Origin of the sequence: Streptomyces aurantiacus (assembly GCF_001418335.1) — a bacterium.
Taxonomy (GTDB): Bacteria; Actinomycetota; Actinomycetes; order Streptomycetales; family Streptomycetaceae; genus Streptomyces; species Streptomyces aurantiacus.
Genome location: NZ_LIPP01000076.1, coordinates 1 through 5,956, shown reverse-complemented (window position 1 = coordinate 5,956; position 5,956 = coordinate 1). Strand labels below are relative to the sequence as shown.

Genomic DNA, 5,956 nt, shown 5'->3' with positions numbered 1-5,956 from the left:
CTCCCGCCCGCCAACGCCCCCCGCTGCGGCCTGATCCCCTCCGGGACGGCGCGTTGGCGGGCGGGAGTGCCTGTCCAGCAGGTTCCCCGGCGTTCCAGGAGGCGGCGGAGCCACAGTTCCAGGGAGACCAGGTCCGCGAGGCCCTCCAGGGGGAGGGGCTCGCCGTCGGCCGCCGCCCTCAGGGCCTTGCGGACGACGCGGGCCTCGACCAGGCCTGCCTGGGCGAGGAGAGGCGTGTCGAAGAGGGCCACCAGTTCGTCCACGGCGACGCGGAGCCCGGTGCGGGCCGCGGCGGTCGAGGACGCGTGGGAGGGGGCGCCCCAGCCGGGCGGGAGGTCGGCCACCCCGGCGCCCTCCAGGACCGTACGGAGGATCGCGGCCCGTGCGCCGGGCCGGACGCGCAGCGACTCGGGCAGGGCATGGCAGGCGCGTACGACCTGGTTGTCGAGGAAGGGGGCGTGCAGCCGCTGGAAGCGGACCTCCGCGGCCTGCTCCAGGATGCGGAGGTCCGCGGCGTGCCGGGTCAGCGCGGAGCGGGCCCGGAAATCGCCCGGCCGCTGACCGGGGCCGACGCTCGCGCGGGTCGTCGCACCCGTCAGGCGAACCGATACTTCAGCTAGGGCCTCACCGGTCAGCCAACGCGCGGCGGGGCCCGGTCTCGCCCAGGTGAGCGCGGCGAGGGACGCCCCCACTGCACCCGCCGGCTCCTCGAACCGCTTGTGCAGCAGCCGGTCGGCCAGGCCCTCGACGCCGGCCAGGTACGGCGTACGGGACAGTTTGCGTGCCGCGCCGTACACGCGCGCGGGGACCAGGACGGAGCCGTCGGCCTTCGCCAGTGCCGCGACCGGACGCACCAGGTGGCGTCGTTTGCGGTCCATGAGCAGGTCCGCGAGGCGGGCCGGGTGCGCGTCCAGGACCTGTCGGGCGCCGTACCCCGTGAAGTGGTCGGCGCTGCCCGCGGCCAGGCGGGCGCGGTGGCGGGCGGCGGTCACCAGGGACGGGCCCGGCTCATCGGTGAGCGGGCCCTCCAACTCGGCGTAGGGGAGCACCTCTTCGCCCCCGGTCACCACCACGTGGTGCAGTCGCGGATTGGCGGCGAGCGTCCCGGCCCGTTCCAGCTCGGCCTCCCGCCCCTTCACCGCCAGGTCGTTGAAGGTGACGGCGAGGAGACGCTCGCCGGCGCCCGTGCCGTGTCCGAGGACGGTGCCGGGGGCGCCGGGCAGACCGGCGGCGAGGAGGGCGAGCGTGCCGGAGGCGGGCCCTCCCGAGAGGTCGGCTCCGATGCCGGGCACGGGCATGCCGCGCGCGGCGCGCCGCTCGGCGGGCCCCATCCCGGGGACGGGCCCCGGGTCGATGTCCGCTCCCGGTACGTGTCTGGGGGCGGCGAGCCGTGCGCGGACGGCCTCCACCAGGGCGTCCCGGACGCCGTCCACCGCGCTGTCGGCGTCGGCGGTGGGGGCCGCGACGGCGAGGGAGGCCACCGGCTCGTACCCGGCGATCTCCCGCGCCCCGGCGCGCAGGATCAGCGCGTGCCCCGGCGGAATGCGCCGCACGCCTTCGTACGGGGTCGAGTCCTGGAGGGCGGCCGGTACGTCGGGGGCCGCGAGCAGGGCCGCCAGGTACCCGAAGTCGAGGTTGGCCTCGATGAGGTCGGCCAGCGGCAGGGCGGCCGTCGCGTAGGCCGTGCCGCCCGCCCACGGGGTGTGGAACACCGGCCGCACGCCCGCGAGATCGCCGCAGACCATGACCCGGCGGCCCACCTGGACGACGGCCGTGTAACTGCCGGACCAGGCCGTCAGATGCCGAAGTGCCCCGCCGCGCGCGGCGACCAGGCCCACGCGCAGCTCCTCGTCGGAGGCGCCGCAGGTGCCGAGCACCGCGATGCGGTTCTGGTCGTCGACCTTGACGACACGCACCTCGTCGGGGCGCCAGTCGCCGACCGCCCAGAGCGGATCGGGGTCGCCCCACAGGAGTTGGGACCCGACCGGATGCACCGTCTCTCCGTCACCGCCGGTCGCGCCGCCGGTCGCGCCCGCCGAGCCGAATCCGGGCGCGCGAGCGGTGACGCTGCTCCATCCCACCAACCACCGCATCGCCGCCTCCACAGGCCGTGGACAACCAGTGCACCGCACGAACCGGTCACCATGCTGCCACGAAGCGAGCGCGCCGGAGGGGCGGTGGGGCCGTATGTGCTCCCCCTGGTGCGCCCCTGGGGAGATGCCCCCTCAGCGGCGGACTCACGCGTATGGAAAGGCGATCGCGGAGAATTGACCTCCGGGCTACGACGTGAATGCGCCCCCGGTTCGCTCCCCAAAAACACCCAACGCGCCCTCAAGTACCATGGTAGAAGCGATATTCGACCTCAGAGCGTGGGGGCGATATTCAGCCAAATCGGGGATGGACAGACAGCCTTGCACACGCTCCGTACAGGCTGTGCGCAACGCACGGTCCGGGAGACGGGCTCCGCCTCCCGGACCGGTCCGCCGCCCGCGGGGATGTAGGCGGCGGTGTCCCCCAGCCCACTGGATCCAGTACAGCGGGCCGACCCACGCACCATCCATGGAAGCGCTCCCCCGGTGGCCGGAGAAGAGCGCACGGACGGGCGCACTGCCACACAACGGGAGCACGACACGACGCTCCGTGCTTGCCCCCGGACCACAATCCCGCCATCCGGAACAATGCCCCTTAACGCTTGGGATGCGGCGAACTACCCTGTGTTTGCCTGTGTTTTCGCGGGAGGCATATTCCTGAGGGCTCGGCCACGTGCTTGTGCGGGCGGGGTTCCAGGGGTCGGCACCCCGGGAAGACGCAGCACGAATGCCGCGTGGCCACACCCGCGCGGCAGCCGTCTGTGTCGAGGGGTGGCGCATGTCCAGGGAGCAACGCGGGCCGAACGAAAAACTCGGCACCGTTCTCGCCCTCGCGGGAATCAGCAACGCAGGACTCGCGCGTCGCGTCAACGATCTTGGCGCTCAACGCGGGTTGACTCTTCGCTACGACAAGACGTCGGTGGCGCGCTGGGTGTCGAAAGGCATGGTGCCGCAAGGTGCCGCGCCGCACCTCATCGCCGCCGCCATCGGCCAGAAACTCGGCCGCCCGGTGCCACTCCACGAGATCGGCCTGGCGGACGCGGACCCCGCGCCGGAGGTGGGCCTCGCCTTCCCCCGCGACGTGGGACAGGCCGTGCGGTCGGCGACGGATCTGTACCGCCTCGACCTCGCGGGACGCCGGGCAGGCTCCGGCGGCATATGGCAGTCGCTCGCCGGCTCGTTCGCGGTGAGCGCGTACGCGACGCCCGCCTCCCGGTGGCTGATAACCCCGGCCGACAGCTCGGTCGCCCGGGACGCCGGCCCGCTGGAGGGCTCCGGGGCACCGCTCAAAGTCGGCCACAGCGACGTACTGAAGCTGCGGGAGGCCGCCGAGGACGCCAGGCGCTGGGACTCCAAATACGGAGGCGGCGACTGGCGTTCTTCCATGGTGCCGGAATGCTTAAGAGTCGAGGCGGCCCCGCTGCTCCTGGGCTCGTACTCGGACGAAGTCGGCCGCGCCCTCTTCGGAGCGAGCGCCGAACTGACCCGCCTGGCCGGCTGGATGGCCTTCGACACGGGCCAGCAGGAAGCGGCGCAGCGCTACTACATCCAGGCACTGCGTCTCGCCCGCGCGGCGGCTGACGTGCCCCTGGGCGGCTACGTACTGGCCTCCATGTCCCTCCAGGCGACCTACCGCGGCTTCGGCGACGAGGGCGTGGACCTCGCGCAGGCCGCCCTCGAACGCAACCGGGGACTGGCCACGGCCCGCACGATGAGCTTCTTCCGCCTGGTCGAGGCACGGGCCCACGCGCGCGCGAGTGACGCCCACGCGGCCGGCGGCGCCCTGAAGGCGGCCGAGGGCTGGCTGGAACGCGCCCGCGACGGCGACCAGGACCCGTCCTGGCTCGGCTTCTACTCGTACGACCGTTTCGCCGCCGACGCGGCGGAGTGCTACCGCGACCTGAAGGCTCCGCGTCAGGTCCGCCGCTTCACGGAGCACGCGCTGTCGAAGCCGACGGAGGAGTTCGTACGCTCCCACGGGCTGCGCCTGGTGGTGTCGGCGGTCGCCGAACTGGAGTCCGGCAACCTGGACGCGGCGTGCGAGCAGGGGGTACGGGCGGTGGAGGTCGCCGGCCGCATCTCCTCGGCCCGCACGACCGAGTATGTGAAGGACCTCCTCCACCGACTGGAGCCGTACGGGGACGAGCCACGGGTGGTGGAGCTGCGGGAGCGGGCGAGGCCGCTGCTCATGGCGCCGGCCTAGGGGTAGGCATCCCCGGGGGTTGCCATGGCGCCATGGCGGGTGCGTGGCCGGGGCGGTCTCGAACCTGCGGGTGCCCGGTGGCTGGTCGCGCAGTTCCCCGCGCCCCTAAAAAAACCGGCCGCCCTGCCAGGAATCACGGTTGACGCGGTGGTGACGCATGTGACGGGTGGCCGTGCCGGTCGTCTGCCGGTTGTCTGCCGGTCGTCTGGTTTTGTGGTTTGAGGGCGTTGTCAGTGGTGCAGTGCACTATCGGAGACAGGAGTCGCGGGTGGGAGCCGAGGGCGGGAGGTGGACGGACGGATGGTGCGGGAGATCGCTTACGACTGTGACGTGCTCGTGATCGGCGGCGGGATCGTCGGTCTGTCGACGGCCTACGCGATCACGCGCGCCGCGCCGGGCACGCGCGTGACGGTGCTGGAGAAGGAACCAGGCCCGGCCCGGCACCAGACGGGCCGCAACAGCGGCGTCATCCACAGCGGCATCTACTACCGCCCGGGCTCCCTCAAGGCACAGTTCGCGGCGCGGGGAGCCGCCGAGCTGATCAAGTTCTGCACGGAGTACGACATCGCGCACGCGGTGACGGGCAAGCTGATCGTCGCCACGGAACGGGACGAGCTGCCCAGGCTGCACGCGCTGATACAGCGGGGCCGGGAGAACGGCATTCCGGTACGGGAGCTGGGCGCCGCCCAGATCGAGGAGTACGAGCCGGAGGTCCGCGGCCTCGCCGCGATCCACGTGGCCACCACAGGGGTGTGCGACTTCGTGGGCGTGGCCCACCGTCTCGCGGAGGCATCCGGGGCCCTTATCCGCTACGACGCGAGGGCCACGTACATCGACCGCCGCCCCGGCCTCGGCGTGGCGGTCCGCACGGACGACGGTACGGTCGTACGCGCCCGGGTGCTGGTCAACTGCGCCGGCCTGCACTGCGACGAGATCGCCCGCCTGACAGGCGACGAGCCCAAGATGCGTATCGTCCCCTTCCGCGGCGAGTACTACACCCTCGCCCGCCCCGACCTGGTTCGCGGCCTCGTCTACCCCGTCCCGGACCCCGCTTTCCCCTTCCTCGGCGTCCACCTCACCCGCGGCATCGACGGCAGTGTCCACATCGGCCCGAACGCGGTCCCCGCCCTGGCCCGCGAGGGCTACGACTGGCGCACCGTCCACCCCCGCGAACTGGGCTCGACCCTCACTTGGCCCGGCTCCTGGCGCATAGCCAGGCGCCACTGGCGCTACGGCGGCGGAGAGCTGCGCCGCTCGGTCTCCAAGGCCGCCTTCACCCGCGCGGTCCGTCGCCTGCTCCCCGCGGTGACCCCGGACGACCTGATCCCGGCATCCGCGGGCGTCCGCGCCCAGGCGGTCCTCCGCGACGGCACCCTGGTGGACGACTTCCTGATCCAGGAGGGCCCCCGCACGGTCCACGTACTCAACGCCCCGTCCCCCGCGGCCACGGCCTCCCTCCCCATAGGCCGAGAGGTGGCCGAAAGAGCCCTGGCAGCCCTGACAGCCACCTGACCGCACCCATCCCCATCGCGGCCGGGCGACCCGCACACCCCACGGCGGGAGGTGGACATGCGACGGAAGGGGCCGTGCCGGTACGTCGCAGTCCGCCGCGTAGCTCTTCCGAACCAGGCCTGCCATGGCAGCAAAGGGCAGTACGCCCGGC

General features: G+C 73.0%; 3 protein-coding genes. 2 read left to right on the top strand and 1 reads right to left on the bottom strand.

Annotated features, from left to right (window positions below):
- The coding region (locus tag AOK01_RS11435; RefSeq protein ID WP_055510856.1) for an asparagine synthase-related protein at positions 1 to 2,093 on the bottom strand (2,093 nt) is incomplete at its 3' end.
- 775 nt (positions 2,094 to 2,868) lie between these two features.
- On the opposite strand from AOK01_RS11435, the gene AOK01_RS11430 reads away from it, so the two are divergent.
- Together AOK01_RS11430 and lhgO are read left to right on the top strand one after the other, a co-directional pair.
- Complete coding sequence (locus tag AOK01_RS11430) at positions 2,869 to 4,293, top strand: NsdA family TPR-like regulatory protein (RefSeq protein WP_055510858.1); 1,425 nt, start codon at positions 2,869 to 2,871, stop codon at positions 4,291 to 4,293.
- Positions 4,294 to 4,593: 300 nt separating this feature from the next.
- Entirely contained in the window at positions 4,594 to 5,805 is a 1,212-nt protein-coding gene (gene lhgO, locus AOK01_RS11425) for an L-2-hydroxyglutarate oxidase (protein WP_055510857.1), read from the top strand.
- Positions 5,806 to 5,956: the final 151 nt, after the last annotated feature.